This window comes from Pseudomonas sp. BF-RE-25 (assembly GCF_019956105.1).
Classification (GTDB): Bacteria; Pseudomonadota; Gammaproteobacteria; order Pseudomonadales; family Pseudomonadaceae; genus Aquipseudomonas; species Aquipseudomonas migulae.
In genome coordinates this window covers 66,413-82,705 of the sequence record NZ_JAHBDB010000077.1, presented here as the reverse complement: position 1 = coordinate 82,705, position 16,293 = coordinate 66,413, and the positions used below count along the sequence as shown (strand labels likewise).

General features: G+C 59.6%; 13 protein-coding genes. 5 read left to right on the top strand and 8 right to left on the bottom strand.

Annotation, left to right across the window (positions count from 1 at the left end):
- The first annotated feature begins 97 nt into the window (after nucleotides 1-97).
- From mfd to KGB24_RS26540, 3 genes are read left to right on the top strand one after another with little or no spacing between them, the layout of a single operon-like run.
- Nucleotides 98-3,547 (top strand): transcription-repair coupling factor, encoded by a 3,450-nt coding sequence (mfd, locus tag KGB24_RS26550; RefSeq protein ID WP_223413924.1) that lies wholly within the window; start codon nucleotides 98-100, stop codon nucleotides 3,545-3,547.
- Between the two features lie 10 nt (nucleotides 3,548-3,557).
- Nucleotides 3,558-4,124, top strand: coding sequence for a CsiV family protein (locus tag KGB24_RS26545; RefSeq protein WP_008028464.1), 567 nt, complete (start codon nucleotides 3,558-3,560; stop codon nucleotides 4,122-4,124).
- 11 nt (nucleotides 4,125-4,135) lie between these two features.
- Nucleotides 4,136-6,826 carry a DEAD/DEAH box helicase gene (locus tag KGB24_RS26540; protein WP_192226293.1) on the top strand — a complete coding sequence of 897 codons (2,691 nt, stop codon included), beginning with the start codon at nucleotides 4,136-4,138 and terminating at the stop codon, nucleotides 6,824-6,826.
- Nucleotides 6,827-6,937: 111 nt separating this feature from the next.
- On the opposite strand, the gene KGB24_RS26535 is transcribed toward KGB24_RS26540, so the two are convergent.
- The 3 genes from KGB24_RS26535 to KGB24_RS26525 all read right to left on the bottom strand — a co-directional run bounded on the left by KGB24_RS26535 (nucleotide 6,938) and on the right by KGB24_RS26525 (nucleotide 9,564).
- The gene (locus KGB24_RS26535; protein WP_223413923.1) at nucleotides 6,938-7,675 is read right to left on the bottom strand and encodes an S-methyl-5'-thioinosine phosphorylase; all 738 of its coding nucleotides are present in this window, start codon (nucleotides 7,673-7,675) and stop codon (nucleotides 6,938-6,940) included.
- A 12-nt stretch (nucleotides 7,676-7,687) separates the two neighbouring features.
- Nucleotides 7,688-8,698: a beta-N-acetylhexosaminidase gene (gene nagZ / locus KGB24_RS26530; protein ID WP_223413922.1), complete on the bottom strand. Its 1,011-nt coding sequence runs from the start codon at nucleotides 8,696-8,698 to the stop codon at nucleotides 7,688-7,690.
- Between the two features lie 158 nt (nucleotides 8,699-8,856).
- Entirely contained in the window at nucleotides 8,857-9,564 is a 708-nt protein-coding gene (locus KGB24_RS26525; RefSeq protein WP_008028474.1) for a TetR/AcrR family transcriptional regulator, read from the bottom strand.
- Nucleotides 9,565-9,793: 229 nt separating this feature from the next.
- Between KGB24_RS26525 and lexA the strand changes: the two genes are divergently transcribed.
- Both lexA and sulA read left to right on the top strand, forming a co-directional pair.
- Nucleotides 9,794-10,402, top strand: coding sequence for a transcriptional repressor LexA (lexA, locus tag KGB24_RS26520; protein ID WP_007944149.1), 609 nt, complete (start codon nucleotides 9,794-9,796; stop codon nucleotides 10,400-10,402).
- A gap of 10 nt (nucleotides 10,403-10,412) precedes the next feature.
- Nucleotides 10,413-10,886: an SOS-induced cell division inhibitor SulA gene (gene sulA, locus KGB24_RS26515; protein ID WP_192226287.1), complete on the top strand. Its 474-nt coding sequence runs from the start codon at nucleotides 10,413-10,415 to the stop codon at nucleotides 10,884-10,886.
- 86 nt (nucleotides 10,887-10,972) lie between these two features.
- Here the strand turns inward: sulA and KGB24_RS26510 are convergent, their stop codons facing one another.
- The 5 genes from KGB24_RS26510 to fadA form a co-directional block, all read right to left on the bottom strand.
- A complete protein-coding gene (locus KGB24_RS26510) occupies nucleotides 10,973-11,206 on the bottom strand; it encodes a hypothetical protein (RefSeq protein WP_008028479.1) in 234 nt (77 codons plus the stop codon).
- Nucleotides 11,207-11,360: 154 nt separating this feature from the next.
- Nucleotides 11,361-11,885: a DUF6586 family protein gene (locus KGB24_RS26505; RefSeq protein ID WP_223413921.1), complete on the bottom strand. Its 525-nt coding sequence runs from the start codon at nucleotides 11,883-11,885 to the stop codon at nucleotides 11,361-11,363.
- Nucleotides 11,886-12,025: 140 nt separating this feature from the next.
- Nucleotides 12,026-14,653 carry a type I DNA topoisomerase gene (gene topA, locus KGB24_RS26500; protein ID WP_008037710.1) on the bottom strand — a complete coding sequence of 876 codons (2,628 nt, stop codon included), beginning with the start codon at nucleotides 14,651-14,653 and terminating at the stop codon, nucleotides 12,026-12,028.
- A 114-nt stretch (nucleotides 14,654-14,767) separates the two neighbouring features.
- A complete protein-coding gene (locus tag KGB24_RS26495; protein ID WP_008028485.1) occupies nucleotides 14,768-15,004 on the bottom strand; it encodes a DUF1653 domain-containing protein in 237 nt (78 codons plus the stop codon).
- Nucleotides 15,005-15,102: 98 nt separating this feature from the next.
- On the bottom strand, nucleotides 15,103-16,278 hold the full coding sequence (gene fadA, locus KGB24_RS26490) for an acetyl-CoA C-acyltransferase FadA (RefSeq protein ID WP_008028488.1): 1,176 nt from the start codon (nucleotides 16,276-16,278) through the stop codon (nucleotides 15,103-15,105).
- Nucleotides 16,279-16,293: the final 15 nt, after the last annotated feature.

The following is a 16,293-nucleotide window of genomic DNA, read 5'->3' as shown; positions in this document are numbered from 1 at the left end:
CCAAACCTGCGTAATAGACACAGTCAGCAACTGACAGGCGGCACCCGGGGCCGCTACAATTACCGACTTTGTCGCAACGCTTGGAGCTCAACCTTCCGTGCCCGTTCTGCGTCTACCGCTTCTCCCTGCCGCGGCAGGTAAACAGCACTGGGGCAACCTGCCCGGTGCCGCCCTGAGCCTGGCCATTGCCGAGGCTGCCAGCGCTGCCAAACGCTTTACCCTGCTACTGACCGCCGACAGCCAGAGTGCCGAGCGGCTGGAGCAGGAGCTGGGTTTCTTCGCCCCGGATTTGCCGGTGCTGCATTTCCCGGACTGGGAAACCCTGCCCTACGATCTGTTTTCGCCACACCAGGACATCATTTCCCAGCGTATCTCTGCTCTATATAGATTGCCGGAGTTGAGTCATGGCGTGCTGGTGGTGCCGATCACCACGGCCCTGCACCGCCTGGCGCCGACCAGATTCCTGCTCGGCAGCAGTCTGGTGCTGGACGTTGGCCAGAAGCTCGACGTCGAGCAAATGCGCACCCGGCTTGAGGCCAGCGGTTATCGCTACGTCGACACGGTGTACGAGCACGGCGAATTCACCGTCCGCGGCTCGCTGATCGATCTGTTCCCGATGGGCAGCAAACTGCCCTTCCGGATTGACCTGTTCGATGACGAAATCGAAACGCTGCGTACCTTCGATCCGGAAAACCAGCGCTCCATCGATAAAGTCGACACCGTCCGCTTGCTGCCCGCACGGGAATTCCCGCTGCAGAAAGATGCGGTCACCCGTTTCAAGGCACGCTTCCGTGAGCGCTTCGATGTCGATTTCCGTCGCTGCCCGATCTTTCAGGACCTGAGCAGCGGGATTACACCGGCGGGTATCGAGTACTACTTGCCGCTGTTCTTCGACGAAACGTCCACGCTGTTCGATTACCTGCCCCAGGACACCCAGGTGTTTTCCCTGCCGGGCATCGAGCAGGCGGCGGAGAATTTCTGGAACGACGTGCGCAATCGTTATGAAGAGCGCCGTGTCGATCCGTCCCGTCCTTTATTACCGCCAGCCGAATTGTTCCTGCCGGTGGAGGACTGCTTCGCACGCCTGAAGAACTGGCCGCGCGTCGTCGCCAGTCAACAGGATGTTGAAACCGGTGTCGGCCGCGAGCGCTTCCCGGCGCGAGAACTGCCGAACCTGGCCATCGAAGCCAAAGCCACTCAACCGCTGGCCGCGCTGGCCGGTTTCCTCGACGAATTCCCTGGTCGCGTGCTGTTCACCGCCGAATCTGCGGGCCGTCGTGAAGTGCTGCTGGAACTGCTCGAACGCCTGAAGCTGCGACCGAAAACCGTCGACAGCTGGCCCGACTTTGTCGCGAGCAAGGAGCGCTTGGCGATCACCATCGCACCGCTCGACGAAGGCTTGGTGCTCGACGATCCGGCCCTGGCGCTGGTCGCCGAAAGTCCGTTGTTCGGTCAGCGCGTGATGCAGCGTCGTCGCCGTGAAAAACGCGCCGACGCCAACAACGACGCCGTGATCAAAAACCTCACTGAACTGCGCGAAGGCGCGCCGGTGGTGCACATCGATCACGGCGTTGGCCGCTACCTGGGCCTGGCGACGCTGGAAATCGACGATCAAGCCGCCGAGTTCCTGACCCTGCAATACGCAGAAGGCGCCAAACTGTACGTGCCGGTGGCCAACCTGCACCTGATCGCCCGCTACACCGGCAGCGACGATGCCTTGGCCCCATTGCATCGTCTCGGCTCGGAAACCTGGCAGAAAGCCAAACGCAAAGCCGCCGAACAGGTGCGCGATGTGGCGGCGGAATTGCTCGATATCTATGCCCGCCGCGCCGCTCGCGAAGGTTATGCCTTCGAAGATCCGAAAGCCGATTACGCAACTTTCAGCGCAGGGTTCCCGTTCGAAGAAACTCCGGACCAGCAAACCACCATCGAAGCCGTGCGCGCCGACATGCTCGCACCGAAGCCGATGGACCGGCTGGTCTGCGGCGATGTCGGTTTCGGCAAGACCGAAGTGGCAATGCGCGCAGCGTTCATTGCGGTGCACGGCGGCCGTCAGGTGGCAATCCTGGTACCGACCACCCTGCTCGCCCAACAGCACTACAACAGTTTCCGCGACCGCTTTGCCGACTGGCCGGTGACCGTGGAAGTGATGAGCCGCTTCAAGTCGGCCAAGGAAGTGAATGCCGCCGTCGCCGACCTTGCCGAAGGCAAGATCGACATCGTCATCGGCACGCACAAGCTGCTGCAAGACGACGTGAAAATCAAAAACCTCGGGCTGGTGATCATCGACGAAGAACACCGTTTCGGTGTCCGTCAGAAAGAACAGCTCAAGGCCCTGCGCAGTGAAGTCGACATCCTCACGCTGACCGCCACGCCGATTCCGCGCACGCTGAACATGGCAGTGTCCGGCATGCGTGACCTGTCGATCATCGCGACACCGCCGGCCCGTCGCCTGTCGGTGCGGACGTTCGTCATGGAGCAGAACAAGAGCACGGTCAAAGAGGCGCTGCTGCGGGAGCTGCTGCGTGGCGGCCAGGTCTACTACCTGCACAACGACGTGAAGACCATCGAGAAATGCGCCGCCGACCTCGCCGAACTGGTGCCGGAAGCGCGGATCGGCATCGGCCACGGGCAGATGCGCGAGCGCGAACTCGAACAGGTGATGAGCGACTTCTACCACAAGCGCTTCAACGTGCTGATCGCCTCGACCATCATCGAGACCGGTATCGACGTACCGAGCGCCAACACCATCATCATCGAGCGCGCCGACAAATTCGGCCTGGCGCAGTTGCACCAGTTGCGTGGCCGCGTCGGTCGCAGTCACCACCAGGCCTATGCTTATCTGCTGACACCGCCGCGCCAGCAAATCACCCCGGATGCAGAAAAGCGTCTGGAGGCGATCGCCAATACCCAGGACCTCGGCGCGGGCTTCGTGCTCGCCACCAACGACCTGGAAATCCGTGGCGCCGGCGAACTGCTGGGCGACGGCCAGAGCGGACAGATTCAGGCGGTCGGCTTCACCCTGTACATGGAGATGCTCGAGCGTGCGGTGAAGTCGATCCGCAAGGGCGAACAACCGAATCTCGATCAGCCGTTGGGCGGTGGCCCGGAAGTCAATTTGCGTGTTCCGGCGCTGATTCCCGAAGACTATCTGCCGGATGTCCATGCGCGGCTGATTCTCTACAAACGCATTGCCTCGGCCACCGATGAGGATGGTCTCAAGGACCTGCAAGTCGAGATGATCGACCGTTTCGGCCTGCTGCCGGAGCCAACCAAGAACCTGATGCGCATCACAGGGCTGAAGTTGCAAGCCGAAGTGCTGGGCATCAAGAAAGTCGACGGTGGCCCGCAAGGCGGCCGGATCGAGTTCGCGGCGCAGACACCGGTCGATCCGCTGACCCTGATCAAACTGATTCAGGGCCAGCCTAAACGCTACAAATTCGAAGGGGCCACGATGTTTAAATTCATGGTCCCGATGGAGCGCCCGGAAGAGCGCTTTAATACTGTAGAGGCATTGCTTGAATGCCTCATTCCGAAAACTGCTTGAAGGACGCCGCATGCGCCTGTTTCGTTTACTGACTTTGCTGACCACCCTGGTCGCCCCAACGGCGTTTGCCGATGACCTGTATCAGATCGAAATGATTCTGGTCCGGCAAAACGCCGTGCCCGCCATCGTCAGCCGCGCCGCGCCGGAAGACTGGGCCGCCGGCGCCCAGCAAATCCGCCCCGAGAGCCTGCGTACGCCGAGCCTGAATGGCGAAGTGGAAAAACTCACCGCCAGCAATGAATACACCGTATTGCTGCACAAGGCCTGGCAGCAAAATCTCGGCGAAGAAGCCAGCAAAGTTGCGGTCAGCGACGGCAAGGAACAGTTCGGCCAGTTCCCGATCGAGGGCACGCTGAACCTGAAACTGGGGCGTTTCACCGACGTTGACGCCGACTTCTGGGTCAACCAGATCGACGCCAACGGCATGGTGACCGCCAGCGAACGCCTCAAACAAGAAAGCCACACCAAGAACGGCCAGTTGAACTTCCTCGACAACGGTCACCTCGGCCTGCTGATCAAGATCACCTCGCTCACCGCCCCTGCGCCTCGGCCAGTCCCCGAACAAATTCCGGACTGATTGAAGTCCCTATGCCCGCGACCCTGAGCAAACCCCTGGCACCTTCATGGGTCAGTCGATTCAAGGAACAAAGCCTGGAGCGCGGCCGCCGCTATGCGCTGGAGAACCGCGTCAGGATCGTGGAAGTCGGCGACGCAACCATTACTGCCGCGTGCGAAGGTTCTGGCGGTAACGTATACCGTCAGACCATTCGCCTGCGCGAGTCAGCCAAAAGCACCCTGCTGATGGTCGATGCCACGTGTACATGCCCGGTCCGCAGCAACTGCAAACATTGCGCAGCCGTGCTGTTGAAGGTGCAGGAAACCCTCGCCTACCCCGCCGCCGCTCAAGACGCCGAATTGCTGGAAAAACTCCAGGCCGTACTGGAAAACCGCAGCCCGAAAGCACCGCCGCAAGTGCTGGTGGACAACGTTCAACCGGTGCCGCGCCTGTGGCTGGCGAGCATTGAGTTCAGCGCCTTCGAGCCGCGCAACGGCAAGATGCAGCGTTACATCCAGCATCGCGCTGCGTTGTCCTTCAGCTATCTGGATGAATACGTTTGCGGGCAGAAAAACGCCGACATCCTGATACGTCAGGAGGCACAGACATTACGGATAAAACGCCACCCGGAAGTCGAACAGGCCTACAGGGAACAGTTACGAATCCTCGGCTTCAAGATCGCCACCCGGCAAAGTAAAGCCTTGCCGGAAAGTGCCGGCGAACTCTATGAAATGGTCAATGACAGTGCCTGGCTGACCTTCACGCTCAATGAGCTGCCGAAGCTGCGCACTCAAGGCTGGGAGTTGCAGATCGACGAGGATTTCGGTTTCGACCTGACCGCCGTGGACGACTGGTACGCCACCGTCGAACAGGCGCCGGAGCGCGACTGGTTTGATCTGGAACTGGGGATCATCGTCAATGGTGAGCGGTTGAGTCTGCTGCCCATCCTGTTGAACCTGATGCGCTCCCACACCGAGATCCTCAACCCGGAACGCCTCGCACGGCGTCGCGACGATGAATTGATTTTGGTGAACATCCCCCATCGACCGAACTCCGAGCATGGGCCGTTGCAAGTCGCCCTGCCCTTTGGCCGATTGAAACCGGTGCTGGCGACCCTCGGCGAGTTCTATCTGCAAGAGCCCGGTGAAACCACGCTGCGCCTGAGCAAGGCCGACGCGACGCGCCTGAATCCGCTGGAAGACCTGCCGCTACTCTGGGAAGGTGGCGAACAAATGCGCAGCTTTGCCCAGCGTCTGCGGGACATCAAGGACTACACCGCGACAGCACCGGAAGGCTTGAACGCGACCTTGCGCCCCTATCAACTGGAAGGCTTGAGCTGGATGCAGTCGCTGCGGCAACTGGAGGTTGGCGGGATTCTCGCGGATGACATGGGCCTGGGCAAAACCCTACAAACCCTGGCGCATGTTCTCAGCGAGAAAAACGCCGGGCGCCTCGATCGTCCGTGCATGGTGGTGATGCCCACCAGCCTGATTCCCAACTGGCTCGACGAAGCGGCGCATTTCACGCCGCAACTGAAAGTACTGGCACTGTACGGCGCCAGTCGTAAAAAGCATTTTGACAGTCTTGCCGATTACGACCTGATCCTCACCACCTATGCGCTGCTGCCCAAGGACGTCGAACGCCTGGCCGCACAGCCACTGCACGTGTTGGTACTGGACGAAGCGCAATACATCAAGAACCCCAACAGCAAAGCCGCCCACGCCGCGCGCGAGCTGAATGCACGCCAGCGTTTGTGCCTGAGCGGTACGCCACTGGAAAACCACCTGGGTGAGCTGTGGTCGCTGTTTCACTTCCTGCTGCCCGGCTGGCTCGGCGATGTGAAGAGTTTCAACCGTGATTACCGCGTGCCGATTGAAAAGCGCGCCAGCGAAGTACGACTTCAACACCTCAACGGCAGGATCAAACCGTTCCTGCTGCGCAGGACAAAAGAGCAGGTAGCGACGGAGTTGCCGCCGAAAACTGAAATCATCCATTGGGTCGAGCTCAACGAAGCCCAGCGCGATGTGTACGAAACCATGCGTTTGGCGATGGACAAGAAAGTCCGCGACGAAATCACCCGCAAAGGTGTGGCACGCAGCCAGATCATCATCCTTGAGGCGTTGCTGAAGCTGCGTCAGGTCTGCTGCGATTTGCGTCTGGTCAACGACGCGGCCCTGCCGACGCGCGGAAGCACCTCGGGCAAGCTCGACAGCCTGATGGAAATGCTTGAGGAGTTGTTCGAGGAAGGCCGACGGATTCTGCTGTTTTCGCAGTTCACTTCGATGCTGGCGTTAATCGAGGTCGAACTGAAGAAGCGCGGCGTGGAGTATGCGTTGCTGACCGGACAGACTCGCGACCGACGCTCCCCGGTGAAAGATTTCCAGAGCGGCAAGCGTCAGATCTTTCTGATCAGCTTGAAGGCAGGCGGTGTAGGCTTGAACCTGACGGAAGCGGACACGGTGATTCACTACGACCCGTGGTGGAACCCGGCGACGGAAAACCAGGCGACTGACCGCGCGTATCGCATCGGCCAGGAGAAACCGGTGTTCGTTTACAAGATGATTGCCCGGGGCACGGTGGAAGAGAAAATTCAGCACCTGCAGAAGGAAAAATCCGACTTGGCAGCAGGCGTGCTGGATGGGCGCAAGGCTGGGGACTGGAAGTTGCAGAGTGATGATATCGAGGCGTTGTTTGCGCCGTTGCCGGAGAAAATCGATAAGTAGTGGTGGCAGTTAAATCGCTATCGCTGGCAAGCCAGCTCCTACAAGGGATAACTCGACACCTGTAGGAGCGAGGCTTGCCCGCGAAGGGAGCGACTCGGCCTAAAGGCTATCTCAGCCCTTCAACACCCGCGCCAATGTCGACTTAACCTTGCCCATTCCGTCATGCAACGCCTGCTCGATCTCGGCCATGGTGATCACAGCTGTCGACTTGCCCGCCGCCGGATTCACCACCAGCGCCAGGCACGCGTAATCCAGCTCCAGCTCACGCGCCAATGCCGCTTCCGGCATGCCGGTCATGCCGACGATGTCGCAACCGTCACGCTCCAGACGCGCAATTTCCGCCACCGTTTCCAGGCGCGGTCCCTGCGTGCAGGCATACACGCCATGACTGCTGTAACCAACGCCTTCAGCCGCCAATGCCGCGATCAATTGCTTGCGCAGCGGTTCGCTGTAGGGATAGCTGAAGTCGATGTGGGTGACCTGTTCCAGGTCATCGGCAAAATAGGTGTGTTCGCGACCGCTGGTGTAATCGATCAGTTGATGCGGCACACAGAAATGCCCGGTGCCCATCGCAGCATGAATCCCACCGACTGCGTTGACCGCAAGAATCGCTTCGGCGCCGGCCTGCTTAAGTGCCCAGAGGTTGGCGCGGTAGTTCACCTGATGCGGCGGGAAACGGTGCGGGTGACCATGACGCGCGAGGAACAGCACTTCCTTGCCGGCGTACTCACCGATCTGCACCTCGGCCGAAGGCGTGCCGTAAGGGGTGTCCACCGCCAGTGACTGACGAATGCTCAGGCCTTCCAGTTGAGTCAGGCCGGTGCCACCGATAATCGCGTAAACCGTCATAACGTAAAGTCCTTATTCAATCAGTTGAGCGTCTTTGAGCGCACCAATGGCCGTCAGCCAGCGCGGGTCTTGACGGTATTCAGTGCTGGCATACGACTGGCCGCGCATCCGCGCAATGCGCTCGGACGGCTTGACCTTCAGACGCTGGGCGGCACTCAGCGCGAGCTCCGCAGCGGCGCGGTCGTTGCACACCAGGCCCATGTCGCAACCAGCGCTCAGCGCGGCTTCGATACGGCTGGCAGCATCGCCGACCACATGAGCGCCGGCCATCGACAGGTCATCGCTGAAGATCACGCCGTCGAACTGCAACTCGCCGCGCAGGATGTCCTGCAACCAGCGGCGGGAGAAGCCGGCCGGCTGGGAATCGACTTGTGGATAAATGACATGAGCCGGCATCACGGCGGCCAGTTGCTTGCTCAATTTGGCAAACGGCACCAGATCGTTGGCGCGGATTTCATCGAGGCTGCGCTCGTCATTCGGGATCGCGACGTGGGAATCGGCCTCCGCCCAGCCGTGGCCAGGGAAGTGCTTACCGGTGGCCGCCATGCCGGCGCTGTTCATGCCGCGGATAAATGCACCCGCCAGCAGCGCAGCGCGTTCCGGATCACCTTCGAACGAACGGGTACCGACCACGGCGCTGCGCTGGTAATCCAGATCCAGCACCGGGGCAAAGCTCAGGTCGAGGCCGACGGCCAACACTTCGGTCGCCATGATCCAGCCGCACTGCTCGGCCAGGTATTCGGCGTTCAGGTTGTCGGCAATGGCGCGCATGGCCGGCAGTCGCACGAAGCCCTGGCGCAGGCGCTGCACCCGCCCGCCCTCCTGATCCACTGCCAGCAGCAGATCGGGTCGAACGGCGCGGATTGCGGCGCTCAGCTCGCGCACCTGGCGCGGGTGTTCAATGTTGCGGGCAAAAATGATCAGGCCGCCCACTTCTGGTTGGCGTAACAATTGGCGATCTTCAGCCGTCAGCCAGGTACCGGCGACGTCCACCATCAACGAGCCTTGCAGGCCAGCAGTCATAGAGATTCCTTGATAACGATAAACCCGGCTCGCACGCGTTCGCCGCTGCGGACTTTGCCCGGCAGGTCGGCGATATCTATGGGGAGCGGGTTCAGAACGAGAGTCGGCATGGGCGGCTAGCTTAGCGGATGTCAGCTGCCGCGCCCACCCGTGCGCGGTTAAACCTTGGCGGCAACCTGTGTCGATTTGCTGCGCGGACGCAATTGCGCAGTGGCCATGGCCGTGTCGGTCACGCCGGTTTCGGCACGCATGCCAGCAGCCAGGAACGGCACCATCAGGCGCATCACTTGCTCAATGGAGGTGTTGACGCCGAAATCGGTCTCGGCAATCGCGCGCAAGGCCTTGATACCGGACATGCTGAACGCCGCAGCACCCAGCATGAAGTGCACGCGCCAGAACAGCTCGATCGGTGGAATGCGTGGCGCGGCTTCGTTGACCAACATCATGTAGCGACGGAATACCTTGCCGTACATGTCTTCGAGATAACGACGCAGGTGACCCTGGCTCTGACTGAACGCCAGTCCCAGCAAACGCATGAAAATCGAGAGATCGTTGCCGCTGCGTGGCTGTACCACCAGGGCCTGCTCGACGAGGATTTCGAGCAGTTCTTCAAGTGTCGGCTTGTTCTCGGGCTTGGCCTGACGCCGCTCCAGCTCTTTATCAAGGCTTAAACAGAACGGCCCGAGAAAACGCGAGAAGACGGCTTGAATCAGCGCCTTCTTCGACCCGAAGTGATAGTTCACCGCCGCCAGATTGACACCGGCCTTGCTGGTGATCAGACGCAACGAGGTTTCTGCGAAACCTTTTTCCGCGAACAACTGCTCGGCAGCATCAAGAATGCGTTCAACGGTTTCCGACTGGGCCATGGCTACTCCGCCTGACAAACACTTGTTTGAAACATACGTTTCAGTCCAGGCCTTGTCAAGTCTGGCGGTTCGTTTTGGGAATGGCCGGTCAGCTATTTAACCATACAACGACGACGCTTTAATCAGCCGGCTGATCGACCGTCTGGCGGCCGGTAAAAAAAGGGGCATTGCCAAGTCGCTTTCACTGTATATAATCCCAGTCACTGTATAAAAAGACAGAGCGATCAATATGCTAAAGCTGACGCCACGCCAAGCCGAGATTCTGGCCTTCATCAAACGCTGCCTGGAAGACAACGGCTACCCGCCGACCCGCGCGGAAATCGCTCAAGAACTGGGTTTCAAGTCGCCCAACGCAGCGGAAGAACACCTCAAGGCGCTGGCTCGCAAGGGTGCGATCGAGATGACGCCGGGCGCATCCCGCGGCATCCGCATCCCTGGTTTCGAAGCCAAGGCCGACGAATCCACCCTGCCCATCATTGGCCGAGTGGCTGCCGGTGCACCGATCCTTGCCCAGCAGCACATCGAAGAATCCTGCAACATCAACCCTGCCTTTTTCCATCCTCGCGCTGACTATTTACTGCGCGTTCATGGCATGAGCATGAAGGACGTGGGCATTTTCGACGGCGACCTGCTGGCTGTCCATACCACCCGTGAGGCCCGCAACGGCCAGATCGTGGTGGCGCGGATCGGCGACGAAGTAACGGTCAAACGCTTCAAGCGTGACGGCAGCAAAGTCTGGTTGATTGCAGAAAACCCTGAATTCGCCCCTATCGAAGTGAACCTGAAAGATCAGGAACTGGTGATCGAAGGCTTGAGTGTCGGCGTCATTCGCCGCTAAAGGAGGCTTTATGCAGTTCCCACACACATCACAGCAAGCCCAACTGCCGTTGTTCGAGGCGTTCATGGTGCAGCCGATGGCACCGATTCTGAAGGATGTGGTCGAGTCGCCCTGGAGCGCCGAACCTGAAGTTTTCAGTGAGCTGTCATTGCGTGGTGCGGCCGGGAACTGCCTGAATCTACTGGCACCGATCCTCAGGGAACTGAGCGAGGATCAGGACGCGCGCTGGCTGACATTGATCGCCCCGCCGGCCAGCCTGACACAAACCTGGCTCCGAGACGCTGGCCTGAATCGTGAACGCATTCTGTTGCTGCAACCGCGCGGCACCCAGAGTGCACAACAGCTGACCTGCGAAGCCTTGCGTCTGGGTCGCAGCCACACGGTCGTCAGCTGGCTCAATCCACTGAGCACCACTTCACGGCAACAGTTGATCAGCGCCGCCCGGACCGGGGACGCACAAAGCCTGAACATTCGACTGGGTTAAACGAAGCACGCACTGAACTGCGCGGGGCTTCTCCAAGGATAGAGAAGCCGGTCTGTAGCGGTATCAGGAAAAAGCGACGAACGGGATCAATGAAGGACCCGTGAGCTCTCATCCGTATTGAAATCACCCTCAACCAAGCGGCCAGCCATCTGAACGCCGACGCTCAACATCGCCTTGGCGACTTCTACGTGTTGGCCCTGCAGGAACGCTTTGGCATCCTCAGAGAAATCCAAAGTAACCAGAGAACCCTCGTCCTCGGCCCTGCGCAGCTCGATTCGGCCGTCTGGTAACTCGACAATTTCTAGAAAGGACGTTGGCATAAAGGTCTGTTCTCCACGAAAGGCGGCGATTATATAGGCATCGGACAGGCTTCGCTCAGGATCTTGACCAGATGCCATTACGAAGAGACATTTCTCACAGCACTCATCCCTGAAACGGACAGCCCGTCGGCCCCTCCGTTAAACACTCAATCCTTCAGCACTCGTTCAACCCTTCGCGAAAACGAATCGCCAGGCCTTTCAGGTTCTGACGCCAGCTCTCCAACTCCTCCCGACTCAGTTCTTCCGGCGTATCTTCTTCATCCAGATTAACGGCCAGGATCAGCGGTTGTGTCACGTCGCCCTTGGGTTTGTGCGGTGCACGCGGCGGCTGGAACAACGCAGCATGAGCCGACAGCAGCTTGGCCAGCCAGGTTTCCGGGTTTTGCGCCAACTCGACCATCTCGGCCATTTCGGGAATGGCGATGGCTTCCAGCACTTCCCGAGTCAGCAACATCTCCGCCCGCGGCGCATTGGCCTGAGGCAAGCGATAGAAACCGGCAATTTCATGGCACAGCCCCAGCAACGCACCGTACAAGTGAAACAACGCGGATTCGCGCCCGGCCTGAATCAGCGCCAGGGAGTTCATCGCCCGCCCCTCTTCTGCCTTGCCAAGCGCTTCCAGCGACAGGCCGGCGAAATAAATCTTCTGATTGGTACGGGTATAGAGTTCGTGGGCCATGACGGCAGCCTCCACAACGAAATAATTGCTTCACACAGGTCAGACAGTGTCGTGGATCACCCAAGCACACCGCAAGCCCAAAACAAAAAGGCCGCATGAAAACCCGAGGGTTTCATGCGGCCTTTTAATTACGGCGCTGTTTAAGCTTTGGCTGCTGGACGCTTGTCTTCAACCGTCCACTTGCCGCCGTCGTAATACGCTTTCCAGCCAGTCGGCTTACCGTCGACTTCCGTCTGCACGTACTGCTCTTTGGTCTTGCGGCTGTAACGGATCACGGCAGGGAGACCGTCCGGGTCCTTTTTCGGCGCTTCACAGAGGAAGTGGTACTTCGGATCGATCTCATCCTTGTGCGGGATGATCTCCATGACCAGCGGCGCACGGGTCTCGCGGTTTTTCGGGAACTGGCTGGCGGCCAGGAACAGGCCGGAAGCCCCGTCGCGCAGGATGTAGGTGTCGTTGACCTTTTCGCATTTCAGCTCAGGCATCTTCACCGGATCCATCTTCGGCGGTGCCGCATCACCACTTTTCAGCAGTTTGCGGGTGTTCTTGCACGTTGCGTTGGTGCAACCGAAGAACTTGCCGAAACGGCCCGTCTTGAGCTGCATCTCGCTGCCACACTTGTCGCATTCCAGGCTCGGACCTTCGTAGCCCTTGATGCGATAGGTGCCCTCTTCGATTTCGTAGCCGTCGCAATCCGGGTTGTTGCCACAGATGTGCAGCTTGCGCTTCTCGTCGAGCAGGTAAGCGTCCATCGCCGTGCTGCAGATCGGGCAACGATGCTTGCCACGCAGCACCAGCGATTCCGACTCACCCTCGTCGTCCGCGGCGATTTCATCACCTGGCACCAGGTTGACGGTGGCCTTGCAGCGCTCTTTCGGCGGCAGGCTGTAACCCGAGCAACCGAGGAACACGCCGGTCGATGCGGTACGGATCTGCATCGGACGACCACAGGTCAGGCACGGAATGTCGGTCATTACCGGCTGGTTGGCACGCATGCCGCTTTCCGGGCTTTCGGCCACTTCGAGCTTCTTCTTGAAGTCGCCGTAGAACTCGTCCAGCACGTTTTTCCAGTCGCGCTCGCCCTGGGCCACGTCATCGAGATTCTCTTCCATGCCGGCGGTGAAGCCGTAGTCCATGAGATTGGAGAAGCTCTCGGACAGGCGTTCGGTGACGATGTCACCCATCTTTTCCGAGTAGAAACGACGGTTGTGCAGCGCCACGTAGCCGCGGTCCTGGATGGTCGAAATGATCGCCGCGTAGGTCGAAGGACGACCGATACCGCGTTTTTCCATTTCTTTCACCAGGCTCGCTTCCGAGTAACGCGCCGGCGGCTTGGTGAAGTGCTGGGTCGGATCAAGCTTGATCAGCTTCATCGCGTCGCCCTGGGCCATGTCCGGCAGCACGTCGTCATCGCCAGGCTTGGCGATTTGCGGCATGACGCGAGTGTAACCGTCGAACTTGAGGATGCGGCCCTTGGCGCGCAGCTCAAAATCGCCAGCACCGACGGTGACCGTGGTCGAAAGGTATTGCGCCGGCAGCATCTGGCAGGCGAGGAACTGGCGCCAGATCAGCTCGTAAAGCCGCTCTGCATCACGCTCCATGCCTGACAGCTTGCTTGGCTCGGTGTTGGCGTCAGACGGACGAATCGCTTCGTGAGCCTCTTGTGCGCCTTCCTTGCTGCTGTAGACGTTCGGGGTTTCCGGCAGGTACTTCTTGCCGAATTCGCCTTCAATATACGTACGAGCCATCGTCACGGCATCGGCCGAGAGGTTGGTGGAGTCGGTACGCATATAAGTGATGTAGCCGGCTTCGTACAAGCGCTGGGCCATCATCATGGTTTTCTTCACGCCGAAGCCCAGGCGGTTGCTCGCGGCCTGCTGCAGGGTGGACGTGATGAACGGTGCCGACGGCTTGCTGCTGGTCGGTTTGTCTTCGCGCTTGACGATGCTGTAGCTGGAAGCCTTGAGCTTCTCCAGCGCAGCCATGGCCTGGGCTTCGTTCAGCGGCTTGAACGCTTCGCCCTTCTCGCGAGCGACGTCGAAACGCACGGTAGCGCCCTTGGCGGTGCCGAGGTCAGCGTGGACTTCCCAGTACTCTTCCGGGATGAACGCGCGGATTTCACGCTCACGCTCCACCACCAGCTTCACGGCAACCGATTGCACGCGACCGGCGGACAGGCCACGGGCGATCTTGGCCCACAGCAGCGGCGAAACCATGTAACCCACCACGCGGTCGAGGAAACGACGCGCCTGCTGGGCGTTGACACGGTCGATGTCCAGCTCGCCTGGTTTGGAGAAGGCTTCCTGAATCGCCTTCTTGGTGATTTCGTTGAACACCACGCGCTTGTAGCGGCTGTCGTCACCACCGATGGCTTCGCGCAGGTGCCAGGCAATGGCTTCCCCCTCGCGATCCAAGTCGGTTGCGAGATAGATGGTGTCAGCATCCTTGGCGAGCCGGCGCAGCTCTTCGATAACCTTTTCCTTGCCCGGGAGGATCTCGTACTTGGCTTTCCAGCCATGATCCGGATCGACACCCATGCGCGAGACCAGCTGCTTGCGCGCTTTCTCTTTAGGCGAGAGCACCGGACCTTCACCCGCAGCGGCTTTGCCGCGCTTGGCGGCTGGCTCTTTGCTGGCGCTAGCCGAACCGCTGGTGGGCAGGTCTCGGATATGGCCGATACTCGACTTCACCACGTATTGGTTACCCAGATACTTGTTGATGGTCTTGGCCTTAGCCGGGGATTCCACAATGACCAGCGATTTGCCCATGGATCAGAAAATTCCTGAATTCTAGAAGTGAAAGGCGGTTGGCGCCTGACGCGGCACCGCTATATATAGTGGCTACAAGGTGAGGTCAAGCGCAGGGTTCTGCGCGCTCTCAGCTTATGGCTTGGTAAAAAGGCTCGGTTCGGCTTGCACCAAAGCAAAGCGTGGCACCTGTTCACCGTCAACCTCGACCGACTCCAGGAACATGCTCAAGGGGCGCACCCAAAAGCCGTAATCGCCATACAGGGCTTGGTAAAAGACCACTTCTTCTTCCGTTTCCGAATGCCGCGCAATACTGAATACGCGGTACTGCGGACCTTTGTAATGTTGGTAGAGCCCAGGTTGTATCGGCATGGTTTGGCCCTCACTCAAATTTTTTCAAAATAAAAACAAAATAAATCCGGAAAAACAAAAACCGGGGCACTTGGCCCCGGCTTCCGTCAACGGAACGCTTAAACGCGTTCGAAGACGGTGGAGATGCCTTGGCCGAGACCAATGCACATGGTGGCTACCCCGAAAGTACCGCCATTTTGCTTCATCACGTTCAGCAAAGTGCCGGAGATACGCGCACCGGAGCAACCGAACGGGTGACCCAGGGCGATCGCGCCGCCGTGCAGGTTAACCTTCTCGTTCATCTTGTCGAGCACTTTCAGATCTTTCAGCACTGGCAGGGCCTGTGCGGCGAAAGCTTCGTTGAGCTCGAAGAAGTCGATATCGTTGATGCCAAGGCCCGCGCGTTTCAGTGCTTTTTGTGTTGCCGGTACTGGACCATAGCCCATGATTGCCGGATCCACACCTGCCACTGCCATCGAACGAATCACCGCCAGAGGCTGGATACCCAGGTCCTGTGCACGCTGCGCCGACATCACGATCATGCACGAAGCACCATCGGTGATTTGCGACGAAGTACCGGCTGTCACGGTGCCACCCTTCGGGTTAAACGCTGGCTTCAATGCCGCCAGGCTTTCCAGGGTAGTTTCCGGACGAATGGTTTCGTCGTAGTCGAACAGTTTCAGGAAACCGTTCTCGTCGTAGCCCTGCATCGGGATGATTTCGTCTTTGAACTTGCCTTCCACAGTCGCCTTGTGGGCGAGCTGGTGGGAGCGCACGCCGAAAGCGTCCTGCTGTTCGCGAGTGATGCCGTGCATTTTACCCAGCATTTCAGCGGTCAGGCCCATCATGCCCGAGGCTTTCGCCGCGTACAGCGACATGTGCGGGTTCGGATCGACACCGTGCATCATGCTCACGTGGCCCATATGCTCGACGCCGCCGACGACGAATACGTCACCGTTGCCGGTCATGATCGCTTGCGCAGCAGTGTGCAGGGCGCTCATCGACGATCCGCACAGGCGGCTGACGGTCTGGCCGGCAGCGGTGTGCGGGATCTGAGTCATCAGCGACGCCATGCGAGCGATGTTCCAGCCCTGCTCCAGGGTCTGGTTCACACAGCCCCAGATCACGTCTTCGACTTCGTTCGGGTCGACCTTGACGTTGCGTTCCAGCAATTTGCTGATCAGGTGTGCCGACATATCTTCAGCACGGGTGTTGCGGTGCATGCCGCCCTTGGAGCGGCCCATCGGAGTACGACCGAAGTCGACAATCACGACGTCTCTTGGATTCAAGCTCATAAAATTTCACTCTCG